Below are 26,733 nucleotides of genomic sequence, written 5' to 3'. Positions count from 1 at the left end.
ACCATCGGTGTTGAATGGCTTTGGTGGGCTAAAGCGCCACCCTACGTTTCATGCCCCTGGGGAGTAGGGTGGGCTTCAGCCCACCACCCACAACGCCCACAGCCCGACGCTCCGAACCGCATGCGTTGAACCGCCAGCCACCGTCGGTGTTGAAAGATTTTGGTGGGCTAAAGCGCCACCCTACGTTTCATGCCCCTGGGGAGTAGGGTGGGCTTCAGCCCACCACCGACTCATGCTCAAGAGTCATCTCTAGCCAATCACCCTGCGCAGGCGTAGCCCGGCGATCAGGCCGATGAAGCAGAACACGGCGAACAGCCAGCCTGAGGCGGCGCCGGCCATGATGCCGGACAGCAGGGTGCCGACCGTGCAGCCGAGGGCAAGCATGCCGCCCAAGCCGAGCAATATGCCGCCGAGGAAATTGCGCAGCGCTTCCCGCACGCCTGGCCAGCGCGGTGCCCAGTCGCCAGCGAGCAGGGCGCTGGCCCAGGCGGCGAAGACCAGGCCAAGAATGAACAGGCCATTGTTCGACAGCAGGGCTTCCTTCACCACAGTGGCGCAGCCGGAAAAACCGTCCAGGCCTTCCAGGCGTTCGGGCAGCCAGCCCAGGCCATTGGCGGCGGTACGCGACAGGCTGCCGAGCTCGGCGGTGACGCCCAGCGGGCCAACGCGCAGGTAAGCCGCCAGGGCCAGCGTGCCGATCAGGATGCCACCGACCCAGGTCGGCCAGCGTGCGCCGAATAACAACTGGCGCAGGCTGCTGCTCGGTTGTCCGGGCTCTTCACCCTTGCGGTAACGCAGCAGCAAATGCGCCAGGCCGCCAAGCACCCCCAGTTGCAGCAGCAATGAGCCGCCGTAACCGAGCTGGGCCGGCAGCCAGATCACCGGTGCCTCCTGGATGCTCGCCAGGTACAGGGTGTTCCAGCACAGGAAACCGAGAAAGAAGCCGATCAGCGCGCCCAGCAGTGCGAGCACCGAGGCCAGGGCGCCTTCGCCCAAACGGTATAGGTGGGCGCTGATGCACGACCCGGAAATCGCCATGCCCAGGCCGAACAGGGTGGCGCCCAGTGCCAATACCCAGCTCAGTGGGCCGATATGGGCATCCGGCGGCAGTCGGCCGCTGGCAGGATCCGGCAGGAAGGCGCCGAAGGCCGCGTGATAACCCAAGGTGCCGACCGCCAGGGCGGCGAGAATGCCGAGCAGCCCGCGCGGGTCACGGCGTTCGATGAAGTCGCGGCTGACGCAGAAGAAGCAGAAGCGCGAACGTTGCAGCAGCACGCCGAACAGGCCGCCTGCCAACAGGGAAAAGCTCAAGGCCCGCCCTTCGTTGCTTGGCGTGGCCAGTAACCAGGCGGCTATGGCCAGGGCGAACAGAATCAGGGTGGCGCTGCTAGTGCGCAAGATGGGCATGGAAGGTCGCTCCATTGACGGTTGTCCGTTGGGTGGAATCGGGCAGGTAATGATCGCGGCAGATCCGGGGTATCGCTTCGCTCAACGCCGGGCTACGGGATCCGTCGAGGGCGCCCATAAAAAATCGCCGGGAGCGATTTTTAACGTTGCTTGCGACGGCCCGCAGGGTGGCCGCCAGGGATGGCAGGCCATAAAAAAGGGGCGGACGCCATGCCTGGCGCGTCCGCCCCGTCAAACGGTGTTTCTCGAGGGTTACTTGCCGCCCCAGACCGTGCCGGCGACGTTGACTACCGGTACGCCGACGGCATTGCCGTATTCGGTCCAGGAGCCGTCGTAGTTGCGCACGTCGTAGCCGAGGATCTTCTTCAGGGCGAACCAGGTGTGGCTGGAACGCTCGCCGATACGGCAGTAGGTGATGATCGGTTTGCTGCCGTCGATGCCCACGGCTGCGTAGACTTTCTTCAGCTCTTCGGCGGACTTGAAGGTACCGTCAGCGGCAACTGCCTGGCCCCACGGAACGTTCACGGCACCCGGTACGTGGCCAGCGCGCACGGCCAGTTCCTGTACGCCTTGGGGGGCGAAGACCTTGCCGTTGTATTCATCGGCGGAACGGATATCCACCAGTTGCTCGTCGCTGCGTTTTTCCGCGGCGGCCAGGACGTCCGGCAGGAAGGCGCGCAGTTCCTTGTTCGCAGCTTTGAGGGTGACGTTGCCGTTGCCCGCGCTGCCGGCGCGGTTGCTCAGGGTGCGTTTTTCCGCTTCCCATTTGATCCGCCCGCCATCGAGCAGTTTGACGTTCTCCACGCCGTAGACATCGAACACCCAGGCGCCCCAGGCAGCGAACCAGTTGTTGTTGTCGCCATAGAGAATGGTGGTGGTGTCGTCTGATACACCGGATTTGCGCAGCAGGCTCTGCAGAGCCTCCTGGCTAGCGATGTCACGCTTGACCGGATCGACCAGGTCGCTGTGCCAGGCCAGGTTGACCGCGCCTGGGATATGGCCGCGCTCATAGACGCCAGGCACCACGCTGACTTCGATGATGCGTACTTTCGGATTGTCGAGGTTCTTCTCCAGCCAGTCAGTGGTGACCAGAAATTCGCTGGCAGCCCAGGTGGGCGCGGACAGCAGGCTGGCGACGGCGATCACGCCAGCGCCGAACAGGGAACGAATGTGCATGTGAGGCTCCTTTTCATCTGATGCAATAGGCGTTGTTGGGTCGGTGTCTTCGGCAGTTCTTATTGATCGTCCTGGCCCTCCCTGTAATCCGCTCTTGAGGTCAGCGCTTCTCTGGCGCCCAGGTGGCGACGTCCACGGCGTCGACCGGCGCGGGTAGCAGGCCTTCCTTGTAGAAGGCGTCGGCGATCTTCTGCTGCTCTTTCAGGCTGCCAGGCTGTACCGCACGAACCTGGTAGCTGCGGCGTGCGTTGGCTTTCTCGACGATGGCCGGATCCAGGTTGCCCCACAGCGGGCCAAGCAGTTCGGCGGCCTCACGAGGGTTGCTGCGTACCCAGTCGCCGGTCTTTTCCAGTTCGGCGAATACGGTTTCCAGCACCTTGGGGTTGGCCTTGGCGAAGCGGGTGCTAGTCAGGTAATAGCGTTGGTAGTCGGCCAGGCCTTCGCCATCGGCCAGGGTGCGGGTCGGCAGTTGTTGCTGGGCGCCGCTGAGGAAGGGTTCCCAGGTCACCCAGGCATCCACACGCTTGTTCTCGAAGGCGGCGCGGCCGTCGGCGGGTGTCAGGTAGGCGGGCTGGATGTCGCTGAACTTGAGGCCAGCTTTGGCGAGTGCGGCGATCAGCAGGTAATGGCTACCGGCGGCCTTGGTGACGGCGACTCGCTTGCCCTTGAGGTCGGCCAGGGTCTGGATTGGCGAGTCTTCACGAACGATCACCGCCTGAGCACCCGGCGAGGGTGCTTCCTGGGCAAAGTAGGTGAGCTCGGCGCCGGCTGCCTGGGCGAACACCGGCACGGTATCGGCGACGTCCGCGGACAGGTCGATATTGCCGACGTTCAGCGACTCCAGCAGCGGCTGGCCACTGGGGAATTCGTGCCAACTGATGGTCACGTCCTGGTCGGCCAGCGCCTTCTCCAGCGTGCCCTGACTTTTCAGGATGCTGATCAGGGTCGAAGATTTCTGGTAGCCGATGCGCAGGTTTTCAGCGTGAGCCTGGGGCAGGGCGAGCAGCAGGCTGGCGGCGAGCAGCGCGGGACGGAGCAATGACATGGTAAGCCTCATCAATGGCGTGGCCAGCCACTGATTGAGGCGGGTCACGGGACGGTCTGGGTTCAGCAGGGTGTCCGGTGATCCGGTAGAGGCAAACTAGGCGATCTAAAAAATACGAAGCCAATAATTTAAAGGAATTAGCTTAGATGCAATTGCAGGCAGGCCGACGCTCCAGCATTCGCGCCGCTCTGAAAGCCTTGAGCTGGCGCAATGCCGGTATTTGTGGAGGAGCGAAAGAGGGCGTGGCGAGGCGTTTCAGTAGTTGTAAGAAAGCATTTCAGGGCACCTGTACGCCGGCAACATCCAGCATCTCGATCAAGCGGATCAGTGGCAATCCGATCAGGCTGTTGACGTCAGTGCCCTCGGTGCTGCGGAACAGGCTGATACCCAAGCCTTCGGCCTTGAAGCTGCCGGCGCAGTCGAAGGGTTCTTCGGCTTTCAGATAGCGCTCTATCTGCTCGGCGCTCAGGGTGCGAAAATGCACAGTATAAGGAACGCAATCGACCTGGCAGGAACCGTCGCGGCTGTCGAGCAGCACGAGGCCGGTAAGAAAGCTGACGCTCTTGCCGCTGGCTGCACTGAGTTGTGCGTGGGCGCGCTTATAATCGTGCGGCTTGCCAAGTATCTGCCCATCGAGCACGGCGACCTGGTCGGAACCGATGATCAAGTGCGAAGCAAAACGCCCTGCCAGTGCCTGGGCTTTCTCCCTGGCCAGGCGGCGTACCAGCGCCTCGGCGGACTCGTCAGGCCGGCGCGATTCATCGATACTTGGCGCAGCCCACTCGAAGGGCTGGCGCAGACGGCTCAGCAGCTCGCGGCGGTAGGGTGAGCTGGAGGCGAGAACCAGAGATGACATCGGCGTTGACCTTGTGCGGAACGGTCGCAGAATTCTAGCTGTCGGCAAAGGTGCTGGACAGGCAGAATTTCCTTTGACAGCGCATGGTTGCATCCATAGAATGCGGCGCCTATGTCAAATGGCCCGATTCCACCTCACGTTGATCCACGCAAACTCGCCGATCGTGGTGCCACCCTCCAGGGTGAGTTACCGCTAGCCGATTTGTTGAGGCTCTGCGACCCTCTTGCCGATAATGGCGGTAACGTGCGCGCGAAGTTTTCTTTCGAGCGTGACGAGCGCCATGCTGTGGTCATACACAGCCAGCTTGAGGTCGAAGTCAAGATGGTTTGCCAGCGTTGTCTGGATCAGGTCACCTTACCGATCCTCAGTGAGTGTCATTACGCTGTGGTGAAAGAAGGCGCGAATACCCAGTCCGTGCCGCAAGGCTATGACGTACTGGAAATGGGTGAGGATCCTCTGGATCTGTTGGCCTTGGTCGAAGATGAGCTGTTGCTCGCTTTGCCCATCGTGCCGGCACATGACCCGAAAGATTGCCAGCAGCCGGCGGGCCTTGATGAGCCCGAATCGAGCGAGGACGGGGTGACGCGGTCCAACCCGTTCAGTGTATTGGCACAGTTAAAGCGTGACCCAAACGTTTAGGAGTTTACTAGTATGGCTGTTCAGCAGAACAAAAAATCCCGTTCCGCCCGTGACATGCGTCGTTCGCATGACGCGCTCGAGGGTAACGCTCTGTCCGTAGAGAAGAGCACCGGTGAAGTTCACCTGCGTCACCACGTATCGCCTGAAGGCGTTTACCGTGGTCGCAAAGTGATCGACAAGGGCGCTGACGAGTAAATCTTGTCCGCTCCGATCATCGCGATTGATGCAATGGGTGGGGACTTCGGTCCCCACTGCATTGTTCCGGCCAGCATCGCCTGTCTGGCTGAATTCCCCTCGTTGCACCTGGTTCTCGTCGGCCAAGCCTCTCTTATAGAAAATCTGATCGCTGGTATCCCCGGTGTCGATCGCTCTCGCCTGCAAATCGAGCACGCTGCCGAGTCCATCGATATGGGTGAGCGTCCGTCTCAGGCCTTGCGTGGCAAGCCGGACTCCTCCATGCGTGTGGCGCTCGAAATGGTGCGTGACGGGCAGGCTCATGCCTGCGTGAGTGCCGGCAATACCGGTGCCCTGATGGCCCTGTCGCGGCATGTGCTGAAGACTCTGCCGGGCATCGATCGTCCGGCGATGATCGCGGCTATCCCCAATCGCAACGGTGTCTGTTATCTGCTGGATCTCGGCGCCAACGTCGACTGCACAGCCGAGCATCTTTGTCAGTTCGCGATCATGGGGTCGGTGGCTGCCGAGGTACAGGGCATGGCTTCACCGCGTGTCGGTCTGCTCAACGTCGGCAGCGAGGAAACCAAAGGTAATCAGCAGGTCAAGCAGGCTGCTGCGTTGCTCGAGGGTATTGAGGGGCTTAACTATATCGGCTTCGTCGAAGGCGACGGGCTGTATAACGGCGATGCCGATGTGCTGGTGTGCGATGGTTTTGTCGGCAACGTTCTGTTGAAGTCCAGCGAAGGGCTGGTGACCATGATTGTGTCGCGGCTCGAGGCGCTGTTTCGCGGCACGCTACTGGGGCGTGTCGCCGGCCTGTTGGCGTTGCCGCTGTTGCGGCGTTTGCGCAGCGAGTTGGCGCCTGCGCGGCACAACGGCGCGAGTTTTCTCGGCCTGCAGGGCGTTGTGGTGAAGAGTCACGGCAGTGCCGGGCCGGATGGTATAAAGAGCGCCATTCGCCGGGCAATGACCGATGTGCAGGAAAATTTGCCACAGCGACTGAGTGGTCGTATCGAGCACTTAATCCGTAATATGTGACCGCTTAGGATGGGCAGCCATCCAAAATTTCAGTTTTACAGCGCTTGCCGAGGGTAGGCGTTAATTTTTCGACGAGAAGATCACTAAGGGAACCGTTCCATGTCTGCATCCCTCGCATTCGTCTTTCCCGGTCAGGGCTCGCAAGCACTGACCATGTTGGCCGGACACGGCGCAGAGCACGCGCTGATCCTCGATACCTTCGGCGAAGCTTCGAGCGCCCTGGGCTATGACCTGTGGGCACTGACCCAGCAAGGCCCGGAAGAGCAGCTCAATCAGACCGACAAGACCCAGCCCGCCATTCTGGCTGCCTCCATCGCCTTGTGGCGTCTGTGGCTGGCCGAAGGTGGCGCGCGCCCTGCGTTCGTCGCCGGGCACAGCCTGGGTGAGTACAGTGCGCTGGTCGCTGCCGGCTCCATCGGTTTCGCCGAGGCTGTGAAGCTGGTCGAGCTGCGTGGCCAACTTATGCAGCAGGCCGTACCGGCCGGGCAGGGCGGTATGGCGGCGATCATCGGTCTGGAAGATGCCGACGTGCAAGCTGCCTGCGCCGAAGCGGCTCAGGGTGATGTGGTTAGTGCAGTGAACTATAACGCGCCGGGCCAGGTGGTCATCGCCGGTTCCGCGGCTGCCGTGGCTCGCGCCGTCGAAGCCTGCAAGGCGCGTGGCGCCAAGCGCGCGCTGCCGCTGCCGGTCAGCGTGCCGTCGCACTGCGAGCTGATGCGCCCGGCTGCCGAGCGCTTCGCCGAGTCCGTCGCAGCCATCGCCTGGCAAGCCCCGCAGATTCCGCTGGTGCAAAACGTCAGTGCAGCTGTGGTGGCTGACCTGGATACCCTCAAGCGCGACCTGCTGGCTCAGTTGTACAGCCCGGTACGCTGGGTCGAGTCGATGGTTCGCCTTAGCGAGCAGGGCGTTACCGATCTGGTCGAGTGTGGCCCGGGTAAGGTGCTTTCGGGTTTGAACAAGCGTTGTGTCAAGGGCGTCAACACGCACAACCTCGACACCCCCGAAGCTTTTGCCGCTGCGCGCGCCGCACTGGCCGCCGTACAGCCCTGAACAAAGGAGAATGCTATGAGTCTGCAAGGTAAGGTTGCACTGGTCACTGGCGCAAGCCGCGGTATTGGTCAGGCGATTGCCCTGGAGCTGGGTCGTCAGGGCGCTGTGGTCATCGGCACCGCTACGTCCGAGGCGGGCGCCGAGCGCATCGCTGCGACCCTCAAGGAAAACGGCATCGAAGGCACTGGCCTGATGCTGAATGTGAGCAATGACGAATCCGTGACGACCACTCTGGAAAAAATCCAGAAAGACTTCGGTCAGGTGCTGATTCTGGTCAATAATGCCGGCATCACCCGCGATAACTTGATGCTGCGCATGAAGAACGATGAGTGGTATGACGTCATCGATACCAACCTCAACAGCCTCTATCGTTTGTCGAAGGCTGTACTGCGCGGTATGACCAAGGCGCGTTTCGGGCGTATCATCAACATCGGTTCGGTGGTGGGTGCCATGGGCAACGCCGGCCAAGTGAATTACGCAGCGGCCAAGGCTGGCCTTGAAGGTTTCGGTCGTGCACTGGCCCGTGAGGTTGGTTCGCGTTCGATTACCGTGAATGCGGTGGCACCGGGTTTCATCGACACCGATATGACCCGTGAATTGCCGGAAGCGCAGCGTGAAGCGCTGCTGACACAGATTCCGCTGGGCCGTTTGGGGCAGGCACAAGAGATCGCCAACGTGGTTTCTTTCCTTGCTTCCGATGGTGCAGCTTACGTTACAGGGGCTACTATTCCTGTTAACGGCGGGATGTACATGAGCTGAATGCAGGCGGTGCCGTCGGCGAACGTCTTCGATTCGATCCAAACTTGGTTGTAAAGCTGCAGATTTGGAGTGAGATCGTTGACGGTTTTCTGTGCGCGCCATTGGCATTCAGCTTGAAAAGCTGAAAACCCTTTCTATACACTTGCCCGCACAACCAGCTGGCTGGATTTGTCCCATAGGAGTGATAACACGTGAGCACCATCGAAGAACGCGTCAAGAAAATCGTTGCCGAGCAACTGGGCGTGAAGGAAGAAGAAGTAACCAACAGCGCTTCCTTCGTTGAAGACCTGGGTGCCGACTCTCTTGACACCGTTGAGCTGGTGATGGCTCTCGAAGAAGAATTCGAGACCGAGATCCCGGACGAACAAGCCGAGAAGATCACCACCGTTCAGGAAGCAATCGACTACGTTACTACGCACGCGCAGTAAGCAGTTCGTCGCTTCCCGAATTGGAAAAGCCGCACGTCTGCAAAGGCGTGCGGCTTTTCTTTGACGGTTCCTGTAGCTGTAAGAGACGCGCCAATGGCGTTTGTCTGTTCGGGTGAAATTGCCACTCGAACCAATCGCCGGATGATCAATCTGCCTGAGCAATGGCTTGCCAGGTGCATCAAGGCGTCGAAAAACCTGATTAAGAGGAGATTGCTGTGTCGCGTAGACGCGTCGTGGTTACCGGTATGGGCATGTTGTCGCCGCTGGGTAACGATGTGCCGAGCAGCTGGCAGGGCATTCTGGCCGGCCGTAGTGGCATCGGCCTGATCGACCACATGGATCTTTCTGCCTATTCCACTCGCTTTGGTGGTTCGGTAAAGAATTTCGATGTCGAGCCGTATCTGTCCGCCAAAGAGGCGCGCAAGCTCGATCTATTCATTCAATACGGTTTGGCGGCAAGCTTTCAGGCAGCGCGTGATTGCGGCCTGGAAATTACCGATGCCAACCGTGATCGCATCGGTGTGGCGATGGGCTCCGGCATCGGCGGCCTGACCAACATCGAGAACAACTGCAAGTCGCTGCACGAGCAGGGGCCACGGCGCATTTCGCCGTTCTTCGTGCCGGGCTCGATCATCAACATGATTTCCGGCTTCCTGTCGATCCACCTCGGTCTGCAGGGGCCTAACTACGCTATCGCAACCGCTTGCACTACCGGTACCCACTGTATCGGCATGGCTGCACGCAATATCGCTTATGGCGAGGCCGACGTGATGATTGCCGGTGGTGCCGAAATGGCGGCCTGCGGTCTGGGTATGGGCGGCTTTGGCGCGGCGCGGGCTCTGTCCACCCGTAACGACGAGCCGACCAAGGCCAGCCGGCCATGGGACAAGGGCCGTGACGGCTTCGTGCTGTCAGATGGCGCTGGCGCGCTGGTGCTGGAAGAGTTGGAGCACGCCAAGGCGCGTGGTGCCAGCATCTACGCCGAGCTGATTGGCTTTGGCATGAGCGGCGACGCCTTCCACATGACCTCTCCCCCGAAGACGGTGCCGGCGCGGCGCGCTGCATGACTAACGCATTGCGCGATGCAGGCATACAGCCTTCTGATGTGCAGTACATCAACGCCCACGGCACCTCCACCTCGGCTGGCGACAAGGCCGAAGTGTCGGCGATCAAGTCGGTATTCGGTGAGCACGCTCACTCCGTTGCAGTAAGCTCGACCAAGTCGATGACCGGCCACTTGCTTGGCGCAGCCGGTGCGGTGGAGGCCATCTTCTGTGTGTTGGCACTGCGTGATCAGGTAGCGCCGCCGACCATCAATCTGGATGAGCCGGACGAGGGTTGTGACCTAGACTTCGTGCCTCATGAAGCGCGCAAGATGCCGATTGAAGTGGCGCTGTCCAATTCCTTCGGATTTGGTGGAACCAACGGCTCACTGGTATTCCGTCGGTACGCCGATTGATGTTCAGTTGGGTCGACGGTCAGCCGGCCACGACGCTACCTCTGGTGGATCGTGGTCTGGCTTACGGTGATGGCCTGTTCGAAACCATAGCGGTAGGGGGCGGCCAGCCCGTGCTGCTTGAGCGCCACCTGACGCGGGTTACTGCGGGTTGTGTGCGATTGCGTATCGACCTGGATGCAGCTCAGTTACGTCGCGAGCTGTCTGCCTTCTGCGCCGAGCTGGGGCAGGGTGTTGCCAAGCTGATCGTTACCCGTGGTGACGGCCAGCGGGGTTACGCCCCTTCTGCCGGAGCGCCGCGGCGCATTCTTCAGGCTGGCGCCATGCCGGCTTACTTGCCGCAGCATGGCGAGAGCGGCATCCGCCTATTCCCCTGTGAAACACGCCTGGCCGAGCAGCCGTTGCTGGCCGGTCTCAAGCACCTCAATCGTCTGGAGCAAGTGCTGGCCCGTGCCGAGTGGCAGGGTGGCGAGTTTGCCGAAGGATTGATGCGCGATGTGTCGGGGCGCGTAGTCGAGGGCGTGTTCAGCAACCTGTTTCTGGTGCGTGATGGTGTGTTGTCGACGCCTGAATTGTCGCGCTGCGGTGTGGCGGGGGTGATGCGTGCCGAGCTACTGGAGCAGGCGCAAGACCTGGGGATTGCCTGTCAGACACGCGATATCGAATTGAACGAACTGCTGGCCGCAGACGAAGTCTTTCTCTGCAACAGCCTGTACGGCGTATGGCCGGTTCGTGAGTTGCAAGACCGTCACTGGTCGGTCGGGCCGCTCACCCGTAAACTGCAGGCCATTGCCCGTCATCTACTGGACTGCTGATTCGTGATTCGCAAATTACTGTTGGTGCTGGAAATTGCTGTGGTACTGGCTGCCCTGACTCTGGGCTTTGCTGCCTGGCAACAGCACCGCGCCCTCGAGCAGCCCCTGGTGCTCAGCGAGGAACGCCTGATCGAGGTGCCGGCGGGCGCTACCCCTGGCGGGGTGCTCAACCGTTTGGAAGCCGATGGTGTGATCGACGGTGCTTTTTGGCTGCGCCTGTACTGGCGCTTCAACCTGCAGGGCCAGCCGCTGCACAGCGGTGAGTACCGTCTGACGCCTGACCTGCGGGCACGCGACCTGCTCGATCTGTGGCGCCGCGGCGAAGTGGTGCAATACAGCCTGACGCTGGTCGAAGGCTGGAGCTTTCGTCAGGTGCGTGCAGCCTTGGCGCGTCAGGACAAGTTGGAACTGACCCTGAGCGAGCTGAGCGATGCTGAACTGATGGCCAAGCTCGGCCAGCCTGGGCTCAACCCCGAAGGGCGCTTCTTCCCTGATACCTACCGCTATGTGCGCGGCATGAGCGACCTGGATCTGCTCAAACAGGCCCATAAGCGGTTGCAGTTGGTACTCGACGAGGAGTGGGAAGGCCGCTCCAAATCGCTGCCGTACAAGGATGCATACGAGGCGCTGATCATGGCTTCGATGATCGAGAAGGAAACCGGTGTTCCCGAGGAGCGCGGTGAGATTGCCGGCGTGTTCGTGCGGCGCCTGGCTATCGGCATGCGCTTGCAAACCGATCCGACCGTGATCTTCGGGCTTGGCGAGCGTTATAACGGGCGAATCACCCGGGCCCACCTACGCGAGCCGACGCCCTACAACACCTATACCATCGACGGCATGCCGCCGACGCCGATCGCTCTGGTCGGCCGTGAGGCGATCCATGCGGCGTTGCATCCTCAGCCAGGCAAGAGCTTGTACTTCGTTGCCCGTGGTGATGGCAGTCACGTCTTTTCGGAAACCCTCGACGCACACAACCGTGCTGTGCGTGAGTATCAGTTGAAGCGCCGTGCGGACTACCGTTCCAGCCCGGCGCCGATTCCCCGCAACAGCGATAGCGATAAGGACAACCAGTGAGCGGCTTGTTTATCACCCTGGAAGGCCCCGAGGGCGCCGGCAAGAGCACCAATCGAGAGTACCTGGCGGCGCTGCTGCGCGAGCAGGGGATCGATGTGCTGCTGACCCGTGAACCCGGCGGTACGCCACTGGCCGAGCGAGTACGCGAGCTGCTCCTGGCGCCCAGCGATGAGCCCATGGCCAGCGATACCGAGCTGTTGCTGGTATTCGCCGCGCGCGCTCAGCATCTCGCCCAGGTGATCGTGCCGGCGCTGCAGCGTGGTGAAGTGGTTCTTTGTGATCGGTTTACTGACGCAACTTACGCCTATCAGGGCGGTGGCCGTGGCCTGGATGTCGAGCGTATCGCGCAACTGGAACGTTTCGTCCAGGGGGCGCTGCGCCCGGATCTGACCCTGGTGTTCGATCTGCCGGTCGAGGTCGGCCTGGCACGGGCGGCTGCCCGTGGTCGTCTGGATCGCTTCGAGCAGGAAGGCCGCGAGTTCTTCGAGGCGGTGCGCAGCACCTATCTGCAACGGGCCAAGGCCGAGCCGGCGCGCTATCGGATTATCGATGCCGCCCAGTCACTCGAGGCCGTACAGCGCGATCTCGATGCACTGCTGCCGCAATTGCTGGAGCTGCAGCGTGGCTGATGTCTATCCCTGGCAGACCGAGCTCTGGCAGCAACTGGCCGGGCGTACCCAGCACGCTCATGCCTACCTGCTGCACGGCCCCGCAGGCATTGGCAAGCGCGCGCTCGCCGAGCGTTTGATGGCGCTGTTGCTGTGCAAGTCGCCGGAGGCGCAGCAAGCCTGCGGCCACTGCAAATCCTGCCATTTGCTCGCGGCGGGCAGTCACCCAGATAACTACGTGCTCGAGCCGGAAGAGGTCGATAAGCCGATCAAGGTCGATCAAGTGCGTGCGCTGGTCAACTTTGTTGTACAGACCGCTCAGTTGGGTGGGCGCAAGGTGATCCTGATCGAACCCACCGAAGCGATGAACCTGAATGCTGCCAACGCGCTGCTCAAGAGTTTGGAAGAGCCATCTGGCAACACGGTACTGTTGTTGATCAGCCATCAGCCAAGCCGCCTGCTGCCGACCATCAAGAGTCGCTGCGTGCAGCAGGCGTGCCCCTTGCCAAGCGAGGCGATGAGCCTGCAGTGGCTGAGCGAGGCGCTGCCGGACAGTGGCGAGCAGGACATTCGTGAGCTGCTGTACCTGGCCGCCGGTTCGCCGCTGGCGGCGGTCAGGCTGCAGGCGCAAGGGGTGCGCGAGCAGCGTGCACTGGTTGCCGAGGGAGTGAAGAAGCTGCACAAACAGCAGATTTCCGCCAGTCAGCTGGCCGAGAGCTGGAGCACGGTGCCCTTGCCGTTGTTGTTCGACTGGTTCTGCGACTGGGCTCATCTGATTCTGCGTTACCAGCTGACGCAGGATGAACAAGGCCTTGGCCCGACAGATATGGGCAAGGTCGTGCAATACCTGGCGCAGAAGACGCCGCAGGCTAAAGTGCTGCAGATTCAGGAGTGGTTGCTGCAACAGCGTCAGAAAGTGTTGGGCAAGGCCAACCTTAACCGTGTGCTGCTTCTCGAAGCCTTGCTGGTTCAGTGGGCAAGCCTGCCTGGACCGGGCTAGAATCGACCTCACGCCACGACATCAGGAATCACGCATGAGCTTGCCACCGAATCTGGGGCCCCGTAACGGCATTCTGTCCCTGACCATCAAGGACAAATCTGTGCTTTATGCCGCCTACATGCCCTTCATCAAGAACGGCGGCCTGTTCATCCCCACGAACAAAAGCTACAGGCTCGGTGATGAAGTGTTCATGCTCCTCAATCTGATGGATGAACCGGAAAAGATCCCGGTCGCCGGCAAGGTCGTGTGGATCACCCCGAAGGGCGCCCAAGGCAATCGCGCTGCAGGTGTGGGCGTGCAGTTCAACGAGGGCGACAACACTGCCCGCAACAAGATCGAGACTTACCTGGCCGGTGCCCTCAAGTCTGATCGTCCCACCCATACGATGTAACGACGGCAAGCAGGCGTCGCGGATGATGGGCAGGCCTCGCTGTCTGCCTGATCCCGTGCGCCGCCACGCTTGCCGCTCAAGGCTCTGATTTATGCTCATAGATTCCCACTGCCATCTCGACCGTCTCGACCTAGCCGCCCGTGGCGGTTCGCTGGACGACGCCCTGGCAGCCGCCCGCGCTCGTGGTGTCGGCCACTTCCTGTGCATTGGTGTTAGCGCCGAGAACGCTGCCAACGTACGCGAGCTGGCGCAGCGCTACACCGACGTCGACTGCTCCGTCGGCATCCACCCGCTCGATCTCGAACCTGGCAGTGCACCGGCGCTGGACTGGCTGCTTGCCGAGCTGGATCACCCAGGTGTTGTTGCCATTGGTGAAACTGGCCTGGACTACCACTACGAACCGGAAGCGGCGCAGCTGCAGCAGGAGGCTTTCCGCCTGCACCTGCAAGCCGCGCAGATCACTGGCAAACCGGTGATCGTGCATACCCGCGAAGCGCGTGCCGACACCCTCGCGCTGCTGCGCGAGGCGGCGTTGCCCCAGGGCGGCGTGCTGCATTGCTTCACCGAGGACTGGGAGATGGCCAAAGCGGCGCTGGATATCGGCTTCTACATTTCGCTGTCCGGTATCGTCACCTTCCGCAACGCCGATGCGTTGCGTGAAGTCGCCCGCCAGGTGCCCGCCGATCGCCTGCTGGTGGAGACCGATTCGCCCTATCTGGCGCCCATCCCCCATCGTGGCAAGCCGAACCTGCCAGAGTACGTGCGTGATGTTGCCGAGTACCTGGCAGTGCTGCGTGGCGTTAGCTACGAAGAGCTAGCGTGGCAGACCGGCGAGAACTTCAAGCGCCTGTTCCCGTTGGCACGGGTAGCCTGAGCCGCACCCGTTAGGTCGCCATTGCAGATCCTAACTATGCTCGGGCGCCATTTTTAACGACGCGGCGCCGGCTCGAAGGGTTGCTGACAGGAGTGGCTAGCCAAAAAAAACCCGGTTTCGCACGGAAGCCGGGTCAAGACCTTTAGGAGTCAAGCGGAGTGCGCGATCCTCGGCACTCCGGCCGCTGCGACACTTGGGGGGCATGCCGCACCGGTACTTGAAGTATTGGCCATGTGCGGCAGACGTCCATCTCCGGCTTTAAACGGATTTGGAATATTTTTCCCGCTGCTGAGTGCTTATTCGCTGGCCAGTCGCCGTATCAGCTTCAGCGTGTGTTCGATAATCCGTGGCTCGGTGTAGAAGTGCGGCGACAGGCGAATGCCGCCTCCGCGTTGAGCGCAGATGATCTGTTCGCTTTTGAGGCGTTCGTGCAGGGCGCGATTGTCCCAGCCGTTCAGGGAAAAGGTCAGGATGCCTGCGCGTTTCTCGCGCTCGATGACACTGCGCAGTTGTACGCCGGCGATGTCCTGCAGGCCGTCGAGCAGCCACTGTACGCGCTGGTGCACGGCCTGTTCGACCTGCGGCATGCCTACCTCTTCGAGCAGCGACAGGCTCGCTTCCAGCGCCATGGCGCCGAGCATGTTGGGGCTGCCGCATTCGAAGCGCCTGGCGCTGCGGGCCGGCTGCCAGTCGTCACGGTCATAGTCGCCAGCGTGCTCGAGCATGTGCCAGCCGTATTCGTGCAGGGTCAGCTGCTCGCGCAGATCCTGACGGCAATAGAACACGCCCAGGCCCTCAGGGCCGAGCAGCCACTTGTGACCATCGGCCATGGCGAAGGCGCAACGACTGCTTTGCACGTCCACGCTCATGGCGCCCAGCTGCTGGATGGCATCGACGCAGAGCAGAACGCCGCGCTGTTCGCAGCCGGTACCGAGGCGCTGCAGATCCAGGCGCAAACCGCTGGCGTATTGCACGGCACTGATGGCCATCAGACGGGTACGGGGCGTACAGGCGGCGAGCAAGACGCTTTCGGCATCGCCGTCCTGAAGGTTGACCTGGACGACTTCCACGCCCTGTGGGCGCAGTGCTTCCCAGACGATACGGTTGGACGGGAATTCCTCGGTGCTGATGATGACCTGGTCACCATCACGCCAGTCCAGGCCGAAAGCCACGAACGACAGGGCTTCCGAAGTGTTCTTGACCAGTGCGATGTCGGCTCGTGAGGGCGCGTTGAGCAAGCGTGCCAGGCGCTCGCGCAGACGGCGTTCTGTTTCCAGCCATTGCGGATAATCACGCGCGCCCGTGGTGATGTTCTCGCGGGCAAAGCGCTCTACGGCCCGTGCGGTGCGTGCCGGCCAGGGGGCGACTGCAGCGTGATTCAGGTAGTAGAGATCGGCCGGTTGGGGAAACTCGTCGATGATGGCATTCATGAGCGCGTGATCCGTGCAATTTGGCGTTAGTTAGGCATAATACCGGACTTGAATTCCGACCTTGTCATTTCCTTATGCAGAAAGAACCCCGCAAGATCCGTGAGTTTCGCCGCCGCGAGCAGGAGATTCTCGACATTGCCCTGAAACTCTTCCTCGAGCAGGGCGAGGACAGCGTGACTGTGGAGATGATTGCTGACGCCGTGGGTATCGGCAAAGGCACCATCTACAAGCATTTCAAGTCGAAGGCGGAGATTTACCTGCGGCTGATGCTCGACTACGAGCGCGATCTGAACGAGTTGCTGCATTCGTCCGATATCGACCGTGACAAGGAAGCGCTGTCGCGGGCCTACTTTGAATTCCGCATGCGTGACCCGCAGCGCTACCGGCTGTTCGACCGCCTCGAAGAGAAGGTGGTCAAGGGCAATCAGGTGCCTGAGCTGGTCGAGCAGTTGCACAGCATTCGCGCCTCCAACTTCGAGCGTCTCACCCAGTTGATCAAGGGTCGCATCAGCGAGGGCAAGCTCGAAGACGTGCCACCGTACTTCCACTACTGCGCTGCCTGGGCACTGGTGCATGGGGCCGTGGCGCTCTATCACTCGCCGTTCTGGAGCAATGTGCTGGAAGATCAGGAAGGCTTCTTCCAGTTCCTGATGGATATCGGCGTGCGCATGGGCAACAAGCGCAAGCGCGATAGCGAGACGCCTCCCGCCTGAACCTTTGGGCCCGATTCGGGCCACGCGTGAGCCGACTGGCGCGAAACCTGCTTGGAGCAGTCATTCGCCGGTTTTCCGTCGCCGGTGTCGGGAGAGTTCACATGCGTAATCTGTTCGCCCTGGCCATATTGCTGAGCCTGGCTGGCTGCATGAATGTCAGCGATATGGCCGATGGCGCCACCTACCACCTGCGTGATGCAGGCGTGCTGGATCACAGCAAGGTGCGGCGCTCGGCGTCTTGGCGGTTGCAGGGTGATTCGTTCATCTACATTGCCCAGGGCCACTTCGCGCCAAGTGGCAAGCACGCCTACCCACGGCCCAACGTAGTGGCCGAGGAAGCATTCCGCGGTTTCGTTGAATACTTCCCCATGGTGCGCCGCGCCAGAGCCCCTGTCGGCCTGGACGAGGCGCTGGGTGAGGCCCGCGCCGCCGGTGCCCACTATCTGCTCTACACCCGATTCGCCTATGCCGATGACCGTATCGGCACCATGGAGGAGTGGGAAGATCAGGAGGCTTTCGATCGGCTCGGTACCGACCGCAGCGTGCTGCAGCTGATGCTGATCGAGACCAATACCCGTTATCTGGTAGACACTGCGCGGATTCGCAGTCGTGGCGGATTCCTGACGTTCTACGACGCCAGTCCAGAGGATCTGATCCGCGCGCCGCTCGAGGATTATGCGCGTACACTGCTCGGATTCAGTCGTTGAGGGCACTGCCGCCTGGTGCTCCACGGAGCGTGAGGAACGGTTAATGAGTGACAGCGACAAGGCCGGTGATCTACTGGCGCAGATTCCGCCAGCGGGTAGCAAGGGCATGCCGCCGGTGCATCTGTGGAATCCCGATTTCTGCGGCGATATCGATATGCGTGTCGCCCGCGACGGCTCATGGTTCTACATGGGCACGCCCATCGGTCGGCCAGCCATGGTACGGCTGTTCTCGACGATCATTCGCCGTGATGGCGACGATTACTTTCTGGTCACGCCGGTAGAAAAGGTCGGCATCAAGGTCGATGACGCGCCGTTCGTGGCGGTCTCCGTGCAGGTGTCGGGGCAGGGTGAAGGGCAGGTGCTGCGCTTCGTCAGCAATGTTGGCGACGAGGTCGAGGCGGGTGCCGAGCATCCATTGCGGGTCGAACTGGATGCGCAGACACAGGAGCCATCGCCCTATGTGCACGTACGGGCCAACTTGGAAGCGCTGATCCATCGCAACGTTTTCTACCAGTTGGTCGAGCTGGCGCAAACTCGTGAAATCGACGGCCAGCCCTGGCTGGGCGTGTGGAGTGGTGGCGTGTTCTTTCCTATCGGGCCGCTGGAATAGCGCCCATGAAAAAGGCTCCCAAGGGAGCCTTTTTCAGTTCAGCACTTACATGTTGGGGTAGTTAGGCCCGCCAGTCCCTTCCGGCGCCACCCAGGTGATGTTCTGGGCCGGGTCCTTGATGTCGCAGGTCTTGCAGTGCACGCAGTTCTGCGCGTTGATCTGGAAGCGTTTGCTGCCATCGTCATTGGCGACCACTTCGTACACGCCGGCCGGGCAGTAGCGCTGCGCCGGTTCGTCGTACAGCGGCAGGTTCTTGTTGATCGGAATACTCGGGTCGGCCAGTTTGAGGTGGCAGGGCTGCTCCTCTTCGTGGTTGGTGTTGGAAAGAAACACCGAGCTCAGCTTATCGAAGCTGAGCTTGCCGTCCGGTTTCGGGTAATCGATCTTCTTGCTCTCTGCGGCAGGCTTGAGGCAGGCGTAATCCGGCTTGTTGTCGTGCAGGGTGAAGGGCAGCTTGCCGCCGAACAGGTTCTGGTCGACCCAGTTGATGCCGCCACCGACCACGGCGCCGTACTTGTGGATCGCCGCGCCGAAGTTACGGCTGCGGAACAGTTCGTCGTACAGCCAGCTGGCCTTGAAGGCATTGACATAGTTGCCCAGCTCGTCGCCACCCTGACGACCTGCAGCCAGGGCCTCGGCGATGGCCTCGGCAGCCAGCATGCCGGACTTCATGGCGGTGTGGCTGCCCTTGATCTTGGCGAAGTTGAGGGTGCCGAGATCGCAGCCGATCAGAGCGCCGCCGGGGAATACCATCTTCGGCAGCGAGTTCAGGCCGCCCTTGGCAATGGCCCGGGCGCCGTAGGCGACACGCTTGCCGCCGTCGAGGTACTGCTTGAATACCGGGTGATGCTTGAGGCGCTGGAATTCGTCGAACGGCGACAGGTGCGGGTTCGCGTAGGACAGGTCGATGATCAGACCGACCACCACCTGGTTGTTTTCCAGGTGATAGAGGAAGGAGCCGCCGGTGTTCTCGGTGCCCATGATGTCCATCGGCCAACCAGCGGTGTGCACCACCAGGCCCTGCTGGTGCTTGCTCGGGTCGATGTCCCAAATTTCCTTGATGCCGATGCCGTAATGCTGAGCGTCGGCTTCGCTGTCGAGGTTGTACTTCTTGATCAGTTGCTTGCCGAGGTGGCCACGGCAGCCTTCGGCGAACAGCGTGTACTTGGCGCGCAGTTCCATGCCCGGGGTGTAATAGCCTTCCTTCGGGTTGCCTTCACGGTCGACACCCAAGTCGCCGGTAACGATGCCGCGCACCACGCCGCTTTCATCGATCAGCGCTTCCTGAGCGGCGAAGCCCGGGTAGATTTCCACGCCGAGATTCTCGGCCTGCTGGGCCAGCCAGCGGCACAGATTGCCGAGGGAGATGATATAGTTGCCTTCGTTGTGCATGGTCTTGGGCACGAAGAAGCCCGGAACCTTGACGGAGCTGTTGGCATCTTTCAGCACGTAGATGTCGTCGCCTTTGACCGGCGTATTCAGCGGCGCGCCCAGTTCCTTCCAGTCGGGGAACAGTTCGTCCAGGGCTCGCGGTTCGAAGACAGCGCCGGAAAGGATGTGGGCACCCACTTCGGAGCCTTTCTCGACCACGCAAACGCTGATTTCCTGGCCAGCCTCGGCGGCCTTCTGCTTCAGGCGGCAAGCGGCGGACAGGCCGGCAGGGCCGGCGCCGACGATGACGACGTCGAACTCCATAAATTCGCGTTCCACGGGCTATCTCCTCATCAGGGCTCTCTAATTTTTCATGGCGAGCCAGCAACCTTCCCAAGGCACGCTCGCGCAGTATATAGCCAGCCTCGATTAGGGCCAATACAAACGTTTGTTTGAATTTTCTGTAGGCCTGCTAGAATCGGGCTACAACACGAATGGCTCGCAGCCAGGGCGTATTGACCGAGCCAGGTCGGACGGTCAAGATACGGGCGGTTTTGCGCTCGCCGCCTGAGCTATGGTGTTTGCTTGCCTGCATCACCCGCATGCTCGCTTCTGGCGACATTCCTATTCACCGGAGAGTAACGAGGAATCCATGAAGGTTCTTGTAGCTGTCAAACGAGTGGTCGATTACAACGTCAAGGTTCGCGTCAAACCGGACAATAGCGGCGTCGATCTTGCCAACGTCAAGATGTCGATGAACCCTTTCTGCGAAATCGCCGTTGAAGAGGCCGTGCGCCTGAAAGAGAAGGGCGTCGCCAGCGAAATCGTGGTCGTCTCCATCGGCCCGACCCAAGCGCAGGAACAACTGCGTACCGCTCTGGCACTGGGCGCCGATCGCGCCATTCTGGTCGAGTCGGCCGAAGAGCTGAACTCCCTGGCGGTCGCCAAACTGCTCAAGGCAGTGGTCGACAAGGAGCAGCCGCAGCTTGTCATCCTCGGCAAGCAGGCAATCGACAGCGACAACAATCAGACCGGCCAGATGCTGGCTGCGTTGACCGGCTATGCCCAGGGCACCTTCGCCTCCAAGGTGGAAGTCAGCGGCGACAAGGTCAACGTCACCCGTGAGATCGACGGCGGTCTGCAAACCGTTGCTCTGAATCTGCCGGCCATCGTCACCACCGACCTGCGCCTGAACGAGCCGCGCTACGCTTCGCTGCCGAACATCATGAAGGCCAAGAAGAAGCCGCTGGAAACCCTGACCCCTGACGCGCTGGGCGTTTCCACTGCCTCCACCGTCAAGACCATCAAGGTCGAAGCGCCAGCTGCACGCGGTGCGGGTATCAAGGTCAAGTCGGTCGCCGAACTGGTCGAGAAACTGAAAACCGAAGCGAAGGTGATCTAAATGACTATCCTGGTTATCGCTGAACACACCAATTCCGCGCTGGCACCAGCGACTCTGAACACCGTCGCTGCTGCTCAAGCAATCGGTGGCGACATCCACGTACTGGTCGCCGGCCAAGGCGTTGGCGCTGCCGCCGAAGCGGCTGCCAAGATCGCTGGCGTCGCCAAGGTACTGGTTGCCGACAACGCTGCATTCGCTCATCAGCTGCCGGAAAACGTCGCGCCGCTGGTCGTCGAGCTGGGCAAGGCCTACAGCCACATTCTGGCTGCCGCTACCAGCAACGGTAAGAACATTCTGCCGCGCGTCGCTGCGCAACTGGACGTCGATCAGATCTCCGAGATCGTCTCCGTGGAAAGCCCGGACACCTTCAAGCGCCCGATCTATGCCGGTAACGCCATCGCTACCGTGCAGTCTTCCGCTGCCGTGAAAGTGATCACCGTGCGTGCCACCGGTTTCGACGCCGTGGCGGCCGAGGGCGGTTCCGCTGCCATCGAAAACATTTCGGCGGGCGGCGATGCCGGCAAGTCGGCGTTCGTCGGTGAAGAGCTGGCCAAGTCCGATCGTCCGGAACTGACCGCTGCCAAGATCGTGGTCTCTGGTGGTCGCGGCATGCAGAACGGCGACAACTTCAAGCACCTGTACACCCTGGCCGACAAGCTCGGCGCAGCGGTCGGCGCTTCCCGTGCCGCGGTCGATGCCGGTTTCGTACCGAACGACATGCAGGTCGGCCAGACCGGCAAGATCGTCGCCCCGCAGCTGTACATCGCGGTCGGCATCAGTGGTGCCATCCAGCATCTGGCTGGTATGAAGGACTCCAAGGTGATCGTCGCGATCAACAAGGACGAGGAAGCACCAATCTTCCAGGTTGCCGACTATGGCCTGGTAGCCGACCTGTTCGAAGCCGTACCGGAGCTGGAAAAGCTGGTTTGATCCCGCTTTTGCAGTAACGAAAAACCCGCTCAGTGAGCGGGTTTTTTAATGGGCGCGAATCAACTATCGAGGGCGTTGCCCCGTGATTTGCTGCTGTCAGTTAACAGACGTTGCTTTGCGCTCGATAGCTTCCTGGTTCGTACCCAACGTTACCTCATCGATGAATGTCAGGAAGTGCGTTGCGGTTTCCTCCGGTCGTTCGATCATCGGCGCATGGCCGCAGCCTTTCATTATGACCACGCTTGATTTGGCCAGTAGAGGCTTCATGACCTCGATGCTGGAGACGTCCAGGATGCGATCCTGATCGCCCCAGAGCAGCAGCGTCGGTGCACTGATTCTCGGTAGTTCGGGTTCGAGGGGCAGGTAGCGTTGTTGCAAATGGTCGAAAACCTGCCGCTGATGAGCGCTATCGCCGATGGCGCGTTGCGCCAGGTACTGGTGGATGCGCTCTGGCAGTTGGGGCGGCGCGACGAATAGCCAGTCAAGGAGCTGGTCGAATTGCGGCGTACTTTCTACCAGCAGAGGATTGTCGCCTTGCACTTCCAGGCGCTCAAAGAAGGCGCTGCGTTTTGGCGCGCTGATTCCGGCATTGGCCATCAGTGCGAGACTGCTGACCTGCTGCGGGTAGCGAGCCGCGTAGAGCGCTGCAATGTGCCCGCCCATCGAGTGGCCGACCAGGTGCAGGCGCCTTATCGCCAGGGCATCGATGAACGTAGCCAGGCGTTCGGTTTGGGTGCCGACATCGTAGCTGCCATTTGGCCTGCTACTGGCGCCGAAACCCGGCAGATCGACGATGATGACGTGATAGCGCTCGGTAAGCTCTTGAGCGAACCATAGCCAGGTACTTTTATCGGCACCGAAGCCGTGCACCAGTAGAACGGTTTCGGCGCTCTTCGGGCCGCCTTCGTAGTAGCTGATTTCCAGGCCGTTTACGGTGACGCGACGTTCATGCAAGCCGGCGCGCCATTGCTCGAGGTGCTGGTAACTCGCGAGTTGCGCGGCTGGTGAAAGATAAAGGAACACCGCTGCAGCGCTGGTTAGCAGGGCGAATACCACCAGAATGATTTTCTTCATGCTGCGTCTATCACTGATTATCGGGGGCGGAATGAGCTAGCATGTCATGAATCCTCCACCGGTGGATGGCCGGTATTTGAATCGAGAGAGTGCCAATGCTTGAGCGAGGTTTAGTCAGGTCAGGGTTGTGGTTGCTCGTCGGATTGATGTTGTCGAGTGGTGTGCAGGCCGCCGGCAAGTGCGAGCGGCTGGTCGCTACCGGTAATCCTGAGTACCCGCCTTACCTATGGCGTGATCCCCAGAACCCCGGGCAGCTGATCGGCGCTACCGTCGACCTGCTCAAGGCGGTTTCCGAGGAGCTTGGTGTTGGTATCGAGGTCGTCTACGCCGGGCCGTGGTCGCGGGCGCAGGAAGACGTGCGTAGCGGGCGTATCGATATGCTGGCCGGTGCCTTCCTGACCGTGCCGCGCCTGGAAAGTATGGACTTCATTCACCCGGCGTTTTTGGCTACACCGAGCGTGGTGTGGGTACGCAAGGGCAGCGGCTTTCCTTACGCCAGTTGGGCTGACCTGCATGGTCGTACTGGCGATACCTTGGTCAATAACAGCTTTGGGCAGACGTTCGATGCCTATGCCAAGAACAACCTCACCCTCGAAGGCGTCTCCAGCCTGACTCAGGCCTTCCAGAAGCTGCTGCTGGGCCGTACCGATTATGTGCTCTACGAGCGCTATCCGGGGCAGGCGCTAGCCTCGTCTTTGGGCTTGCAGGATGACTTGCAGGTGCTCGAGCCGCCAGTATCCAGTGAAGGGTTGCACTTGGCGCTGTCGCACAACTCCGCCTGCAACGATGCCTGGTTGCGCGGACAACTGGCCAAGAAAATGACAGAATTTACCGCCGCTGGCATGCCGCAAACCCTTCTGCAGCGCAACTTGCAGCGCTGGAAAGAGCAACAACCGCAAGCGGCCGCCAGTGTTCCGAATCAGTAGGACTAATCTGTGATCTATCGATATACCGGCGCCGCTCTGGCGCTGCTGTTACTTCAGGGCTGTGCCAGCGACCCCGCTCCCAGTGAGCAGATGCGTCTGACCGAGCAGGTGATCGAGCAGGCGCGCACCGTTGCAGCCGGCGAGACCGTCGCCGAGCTGACCCAAGCCGAAAGCAAGCTCGTCCAGGCGCACACGGCCATGGACGATAAAGCGTATCGCGCCGCGCGTATTCAGGCTGAACAGGCCGAGCTCGATGCCCGTCTGGCAGAGGCCCGCGTGCTGACGCTACGCAGTCAGGCGCAACTGGTGGAGTTGAATCGCTATAACGAGCGGCTGCGCAATCAGCTCGGAGCGATGCCATGAGTCCGCTGCGCGTATGCGCCGTGGCGCTGATGGGCATTTCCCTAGCGGGTTGTGCCGGGCTCAATGACGAACATAACGCTACGCTGGAGGCTGCCCGAGCCAGCTTCCAGTCGGTCAAGGAGGATCCTCAAGTGCTGCGTAGCGCACCTAAGGACGTTATCCGTGCTGGCGAGTCTTTGGGGCGTGCCGAGCGGCTGTCCGGCTATTGGGGCAGCGGCGACGATGTGGCTCATTACGCCTACCTGAGCCAGCGTTATAGCGAGATCGCTCGTGAGCATGCGCAGCTCGCTATGGATCAGGAGCGTGCTGCCCGCCTGGAGCTTGAGCGTCAGCGCCTGCAATTGGCATTGCGCGAAGCCAAGCTGATAAGCGTGCAGGAGCAGAACGCCTGGCTCGAGGAGCAGATCGTCAGCCTGGCAACCGCACAGACTGATCGCGGGTTGGTGATGACCCTCGGTGACGTGCTGTTTGATGCCGGTCAAGTAGGGCTCAAGACCAACGCCAACCGCACCGTATTGAAGCTGGTGCAGTTTCTGCAGTTGAACCCGCGGCGCATCGTGCGTATCGAGGGCTACAGCGACAGCAGCGGCAAACGTGAGGAAAATCTGCTCCTGTCCAAAGCCCGCGCTCAGACCGTCGCCGATGCGCTGATCGACCTTGGGGTCGATGCCAAGCGTATCGAGGTTCAAGGCTTTGGCGAAAGCTTCCCCGTCGCGGAAAACGCCTCTTCCAAAGGGCGTGCGCAGAATCGCCGGGTCGAGATCGTGTTCTCCGATGAACAGGGGCGTTTAGGCAGCACTCGCTAAGCCTGTCGATCAAGAACCCCGTCACGGTAATACAGGACGGGGTTTTTTATCGCCAGGCGAATGGCTGTATCGTCGAGATATTTCAGGGCTGTACCGGTACAGAAACATTCGGTTGGAGTACTGTTATGGTTCAGTCCCGGGATGAAGCGGCCATGACCAATCTGTTGCTCTATCAGCGTATCGCTCAGCAGCTGGCGGATGATATCCGTCGTGGCGTCTATCAGCCCGGTGAGCGGGTGCCTTCCGTGCGCAAGCTCAGTGCCCAGCTCAGCGTCAGCCACGCCACCGTTCTGCAGGCCTACGCCAATCTGGAAGATCTGGGCCTTATCCGCGCGCGCCCGCAGTCCGGCTTTTACGTGCACCAGACCCCCGCGCTGACCGCCGATACCCCGGATATCGCCCGGGTCGAACGCCCCGGCCTGGTGACGCGCAGCAGCATTATCAATCAGGTACTCGGTGAAGCGCGCCGCGAGGGTGTGTTTCCGCTCGGTGCGGCGGTGCCTCACGTCGACTACCTGCCGGTTCGCGCCCTGCACCAGCAGTTGGCCAAGGTCACCCGCTTCCAGAGCCCGCGCGCCTTCAGCTACATGTTCAGCCCTGGTTTCGAGCCACTGCGCCGGCAGGTGGCTATCCGTATGCGCGATGCGGGTGTTTTGGTCGACCCCTCCGAGGTGATCATCACCCATGGCTGCGTAGACGCCCTGCAGATGTCCCTGCGGGTACTGACGCGGCCCGGCGACCTGATCGCCACCGAGTCACCGACCTACTACGGCCTGCTGCAACTGGCCGATTTGCTCGGGCTCAAGGTCATCGAGATTCCCAGCGACCCCACCACCGGGATCAGCGTCGAGGCCCTGCAACTGGCTGCCAGCCAGTGGCCGATCAAGGCGCTGGTGCTCACCGCGCGCCTGAGTAACCCGTTGGGCGGCACCATTCCCGAGGCTCGGCAGAAACAGCTACTGCGCCTGGCCAGCGACTTCGATATTCAGATCGTCGAAGACGATATCTATGGCGAGCTGATGTTCGAGCAGGGCCGCATCAAGGCGCTCAAAGCCGGGGATCTGGAAGGGCGCGTGGTGTATTGCTCGAGCTTTTCCAAGACCCTCTCGCCCGGAGTACGGATCGGTTGGATCATCGCGGGCAAGTACCACGACGAAATCCAGCGCCTGCAGATGTTCACCACCCATTCGGCCTGCAGTGTCACCCAGATGGCGGTGGCGGCCTACCTGGAGAATGGTGGCTACGACCGCCATCTGCGGCACATCCGCCAGGAATACCGCAAGAACCTGAGCGCTTTCCAGCTGGCCGTGCAGCAGTACTTTCCCGAGGGTACGCAGATAACCCGGCCCAACGGCGGCTTCATTCTCTGGGTCAGCCTGCCGGCACGAGTCAACACCAAGGACTTGCACGTCAGCGCCTTGCAGCAGGGCATCAGCATCGCCCCAGGGCTGATCTTCAGTAACACCGAGCAGTTCAACCACTGCGTGCGCCTCAACTGTGGGGTACCGTGGAACCGCGAGGCTGAACGCGCACTGATGACCCTCGGCATGCTGGCCAGCCAGCTTTGCCAGGAGGCGGCTGCCAGCAGCTTCTAGTTTTAACCCGAAT

General features: G+C 61.2%; 28 protein-coding genes and 1 pseudogene. 22 read left to right on the top strand and 7 right to left on the bottom strand.

Annotation, left to right across the window (positions count from 1 at the left end; genetic code table 11):
• Positions 1-249: 249 nt before the first annotated feature.
• The 4 genes from K5Q02_RS19165 to K5Q02_RS19150 form a co-directional block, all read right to left on the bottom strand.
• Positions 250-1,407 carry a YeeE/YedE family protein gene (locus tag K5Q02_RS19165; RefSeq protein ID WP_225833228.1) on the bottom strand — a complete coding sequence of 386 codons (1,158 nt, stop codon included), beginning with the start codon at positions 1,405-1,407 and terminating at the stop codon, positions 250-252.
• A 252-nt stretch (positions 1,408-1,659) separates the two neighbouring features.
• Positions 1,660-2,583, bottom strand: coding sequence for a sulfurtransferase (locus tag K5Q02_RS19160; RefSeq protein ID WP_225833225.1), 924 nt, complete (start codon positions 2,581-2,583; stop codon positions 1,660-1,662).
• Between the two features lie 100 nt (positions 2,584-2,683).
• A complete protein-coding gene (locus tag K5Q02_RS19155) occupies positions 2,684-3,628 on the bottom strand; it encodes an aliphatic sulfonate ABC transporter substrate-binding protein (protein ID WP_442963933.1) in 945 nt (314 codons plus the stop codon).
• Between the two features lie 277 nt (positions 3,629-3,905).
• Complete coding sequence (locus K5Q02_RS19150) at positions 3,906-4,484, bottom strand: Maf family protein (RefSeq protein WP_225833223.1); 579 nt, start codon at positions 4,482-4,484, stop codon at positions 3,906-3,908.
• Positions 4,485-4,595: 111 nt separating this feature from the next.
• Between K5Q02_RS19150 and K5Q02_RS19145 the strand changes: the two genes are divergently transcribed.
• The 13 genes and pseudogenes from K5Q02_RS19145 to K5Q02_RS19085 all read left to right on the top strand — a co-directional run bounded on the left by K5Q02_RS19145 (position 4,596) and on the right by K5Q02_RS19085 (position 14,793).
• Positions 4,596-5,123, top strand: a complete 528-nt coding sequence (locus K5Q02_RS19145; protein ID WP_225833221.1) for a YceD family protein — start codon at positions 4,596-4,598, stop codon at positions 5,121-5,123.
• A 12-nt stretch (positions 5,124-5,135) separates the two neighbouring features.
• Positions 5,136-5,318 carry a 50S ribosomal protein L32 gene (gene rpmF / locus K5Q02_RS19140; RefSeq protein ID WP_025167420.1) on the top strand — a complete coding sequence of 61 codons (183 nt, stop codon included), beginning with the start codon at positions 5,136-5,138 and terminating at the stop codon, positions 5,316-5,318.
• A gap of 3 nt (positions 5,319-5,321) precedes the next feature.
• Positions 5,322-6,338: a phosphate acyltransferase PlsX gene (gene plsX / locus K5Q02_RS19135; RefSeq protein ID WP_225833219.1), complete on the top strand. Its 1,017-nt coding sequence runs from the start codon at positions 5,322-5,324 to the stop codon at positions 6,336-6,338.
• Between the two features lie 99 nt (positions 6,339-6,437).
• The gene (fabD, locus tag K5Q02_RS19130) at positions 6,438-7,388 is read left to right on the top strand and encodes an ACP S-malonyltransferase (protein WP_225833217.1); all 951 of its coding nucleotides are present in this window, start codon (positions 6,438-6,440) and stop codon (positions 7,386-7,388) included.
• 15 nt (positions 7,389-7,403) lie between these two features.
• The gene (gene fabG, locus K5Q02_RS19125; RefSeq protein ID WP_225833215.1) at positions 7,404-8,147 is read left to right on the top strand and encodes a 3-oxoacyl-ACP reductase FabG; all 744 of its coding nucleotides are present in this window, start codon (positions 7,404-7,406) and stop codon (positions 8,145-8,147) included.
• Positions 8,148-8,338: 191 nt separating this feature from the next.
• On the top strand, positions 8,339-8,575 hold the full coding sequence (gene acpP / locus K5Q02_RS19120) for an acyl carrier protein (protein WP_225833212.1): 237 nt from the start codon (positions 8,339-8,341) through the stop codon (positions 8,573-8,575).
• A gap of 215 nt (positions 8,576-8,790) precedes the next feature.
• Positions 8,791-10,034 (top strand): annotated as a pseudogene (fabF, locus tag K5Q02_RS19115) (beta-ketoacyl-ACP synthase II).
• Positions 10,034-10,846, top strand: a complete 813-nt coding sequence (pabC, locus tag K5Q02_RS19110; protein ID WP_225833209.1) for an aminodeoxychorismate lyase — start codon at positions 10,034-10,036, stop codon at positions 10,844-10,846. Before fabF ends, pabC begins: the two are co-directional and overlap by 1 nt.
• A gap of 3 nt (positions 10,847-10,849) precedes the next feature.
• Complete coding sequence (gene mltG, locus K5Q02_RS19105) at positions 10,850-11,920, top strand: endolytic transglycosylase MltG (RefSeq protein ID WP_225833206.1); 1,071 nt, start codon at positions 10,850-10,852, stop codon at positions 11,918-11,920.
• Positions 11,917-12,549, top strand: coding sequence for a dTMP kinase (tmk, locus tag K5Q02_RS19100; protein WP_225833203.1), 633 nt, complete (start codon positions 11,917-11,919; stop codon positions 12,547-12,549). Before mltG ends, tmk begins: the two co-directional genes overlap by 4 nt.
• Positions 12,542-13,528, top strand: coding sequence for a DNA polymerase III subunit delta' (locus K5Q02_RS19095; RefSeq protein ID WP_225833200.1), 987 nt, complete (start codon positions 12,542-12,544; stop codon positions 13,526-13,528). The genes tmk and K5Q02_RS19095 overlap by 8 nt, the downstream gene beginning before the upstream one ends.
• A 34-nt stretch (positions 13,529-13,562) precedes the next feature.
• The gene (locus K5Q02_RS19090; RefSeq protein ID WP_225833197.1) at positions 13,563-13,919 is read left to right on the top strand and encodes a PilZ domain-containing protein; all 357 of its coding nucleotides are present in this window, start codon (positions 13,563-13,565) and stop codon (positions 13,917-13,919) included.
• A 91-nt stretch (positions 13,920-14,010) separates the two neighbouring features.
• Entirely contained in the window at positions 14,011-14,793 is a 783-nt protein-coding gene (locus K5Q02_RS19085; RefSeq protein WP_225833193.1) for a TatD family hydrolase, read from the top strand.
• Positions 14,794-15,089: 296 nt separating this feature from the next.
• Here the strand turns inward: K5Q02_RS19085 and K5Q02_RS19080 are convergent, their stop codons facing one another.
• A complete protein-coding gene (locus K5Q02_RS19080) occupies positions 15,090-16,223 on the bottom strand; it encodes an aminotransferase class V-fold PLP-dependent enzyme (protein ID WP_225833191.1) in 1,134 nt (377 codons plus the stop codon).
• 74 nt (positions 16,224-16,297) lie between these two features.
• Between K5Q02_RS19080 and K5Q02_RS19075 the strand changes: the two genes are divergently transcribed.
• The 3 genes from K5Q02_RS19075 (at position 16,298) to K5Q02_RS19065 (ending at position 18,253) form a co-directional block, all read left to right on the top strand.
• Entirely contained in the window at positions 16,298-16,936 is a 639-nt protein-coding gene (locus K5Q02_RS19075; RefSeq protein ID WP_225833189.1) for a TetR/AcrR family transcriptional regulator, read from the top strand.
• Positions 16,937-17,037: 101 nt separating this feature from the next.
• Positions 17,038-17,643: a DUF4823 domain-containing protein gene (locus K5Q02_RS19070; protein ID WP_225833187.1), complete on the top strand. Its 606-nt coding sequence runs from the start codon at positions 17,038-17,040 to the stop codon at positions 17,641-17,643.
• A gap of 43 nt (positions 17,644-17,686) precedes the next feature.
• A complete protein-coding gene (locus K5Q02_RS19065; protein WP_225833185.1) occupies positions 17,687-18,253 on the top strand; it encodes a DUF1285 domain-containing protein in 567 nt (188 codons plus the stop codon).
• A 45-nt stretch (positions 18,254-18,298) separates the two neighbouring features.
• Here K5Q02_RS19065 and K5Q02_RS19060 read toward each other — a convergent pair whose 3' ends face one another.
• Positions 18,299-19,963, bottom strand: a complete 1,665-nt coding sequence (locus tag K5Q02_RS19060; RefSeq protein WP_225833183.1) for an electron transfer flavoprotein-ubiquinone oxidoreductase — start codon at positions 19,961-19,963, stop codon at positions 18,299-18,301.
• Between the two features lie 313 nt (positions 19,964-20,276).
• Between K5Q02_RS19060 and K5Q02_RS19055 the strand changes: the two genes are divergently transcribed.
• Together K5Q02_RS19055 and K5Q02_RS19050 are read left to right on the top strand one after the other, a co-directional pair.
• Positions 20,277-21,026, top strand: coding sequence for an electron transfer flavoprotein subunit beta/FixA family protein (locus K5Q02_RS19055; RefSeq protein WP_225833181.1), 750 nt, complete (start codon positions 20,277-20,279; stop codon positions 21,024-21,026).
• A complete protein-coding gene (locus K5Q02_RS19050) occupies positions 21,027-21,956 on the top strand; it encodes an electron transfer flavoprotein subunit alpha/FixB family protein (protein ID WP_225833179.1) in 930 nt (309 codons plus the stop codon).
• 96 nt (positions 21,957-22,052) lie between these two features.
• On the opposite strand, the gene K5Q02_RS19045 is transcribed toward K5Q02_RS19050, so the two are convergent.
• Positions 22,053-23,030, bottom strand: coding sequence for an alpha/beta fold hydrolase (locus K5Q02_RS19045; RefSeq protein WP_225833177.1), 978 nt, complete (start codon positions 23,028-23,030; stop codon positions 22,053-22,055).
• A gap of 95 nt (positions 23,031-23,125) precedes the next feature.
• Between K5Q02_RS19045 and K5Q02_RS19040 the strand changes: the two genes are divergently transcribed.
• From K5Q02_RS19040 to K5Q02_RS19025, 4 genes are all read left to right on the top strand, one after another.
• Positions 23,126-23,956, top strand: a complete 831-nt coding sequence (locus K5Q02_RS19040) for a substrate-binding periplasmic protein (protein WP_225833174.1) — start codon at positions 23,126-23,128, stop codon at positions 23,954-23,956.
• Between the two features lie 90 nt (positions 23,957-24,046).
• Positions 24,047-24,319, top strand: coding sequence for a DUF4398 domain-containing protein (locus tag K5Q02_RS19035; RefSeq protein ID WP_442964018.1), 273 nt, complete (start codon positions 24,047-24,049; stop codon positions 24,317-24,319).
• On the top strand, positions 24,316-25,125 hold the full coding sequence (locus K5Q02_RS19030; protein ID WP_442963932.1) for an OmpA family protein: 810 nt from the start codon (positions 24,316-24,318) through the stop codon (positions 25,123-25,125). Before K5Q02_RS19035 ends, K5Q02_RS19030 begins: the two co-directional genes overlap by 4 nt.
• 152 nt (positions 25,126-25,277) lie before the next feature.
• The gene (locus K5Q02_RS19025; RefSeq protein ID WP_225839764.1) at positions 25,278-26,720 is read left to right on the top strand and encodes an aminotransferase-like domain-containing protein; all 1,443 of its coding nucleotides are present in this window, start codon (positions 25,278-25,280) and stop codon (positions 26,718-26,720) included.
• Positions 26,721-26,733 lie beyond the last annotated feature (13 nt).

This window comes from Pseudomonas sp. MM211 (assembly GCF_020386635.1).
In the GTDB taxonomy this organism is placed as follows: domain Bacteria; phylum Pseudomonadota; class Gammaproteobacteria; order Pseudomonadales; family Pseudomonadaceae; genus Aquipseudomonas.
The sequence above is the reverse complement of the archived record's forward strand: the minus strand, read 5'-3'. Positions and strand labels throughout refer to the sequence as shown.